General features: G+C 74.7%; 1 pseudogene. It reads right to left on the bottom strand.

The window, feature by feature from the left end:
- Nucleotides 1-672 (bottom strand): annotated as a pseudogene (locus tag ACLEQD_RS44825) (FrgA protein); the annotation flags it as partial.

Here is a 672-nt window from a genome sequence, read left to right as displayed (position 1 = left end):
GTTGGCCACGCCCCCCCGGCCGAACACGGGGTTCCAGCCCAGGCCCGCGACCACGGCGGGCGCGGGCGCGGGGGTGACGGGGGCCGGGAAGCCGGGCACGTCCACGTCGATGGTGATGTCCTCTTCCGGCACGCGCAGCTCGGACACGCGCTGCTTGCGGAAGAGGATGAGCTCCTGGAAGGCGGCCGGGAGGTCCTGGCAGAACAGGATGTAGTCGCTCAGCCGGCGCTGGCTCATCGGCTTCTGGCCGCAGTCGCCGTAGAGGATGGCCACGAGGCGGCCCTTCACCTCCACCGGGTACAGGAAGACGGTGCGCGGGGCCTGGCGGCCGAAGAGCTCCAGGTAGTGCCGCGTGAGCGCGTCCGGAGGCAGCGGGCCCGCGTAGCTGCCGCGCGTGACGGCGACGGTGCGGAAGACGCTGCTCGCGTCCAGCGGGATGGAGACGAGGGACAGGGCGTTCGCGTCCAGGCCCTCGCCGCGCGCGTCCCAGCCGCCAGCGGCGCCGCGCACCACGGCGAAGGCGGCCACGTAGTCGAACGTGCGGCGGCCGAAGCGCAGCGCCACGTCCAGCAGGCGGTCCAGGTCCCGCGTCGCCTCACGCAGCGCGGAGCGCGCCTGGGGCAGCGTCCACTCCGGCACGGCGGCATCCGGCGCGCTGGAGGCACCCGGGAC

Source organism: Corallococcus sp. 4LFB, assembly GCF_046520365.1.
Taxonomy (GTDB): domain Bacteria; phylum Myxococcota; class Myxococcia; order Myxococcales; family Myxococcaceae; genus Corallococcus; species Corallococcus caeni.
The sequence above is the reverse complement of the archived record's forward strand: the minus strand, read 5'-3'. Positions and strand labels throughout refer to the sequence as shown.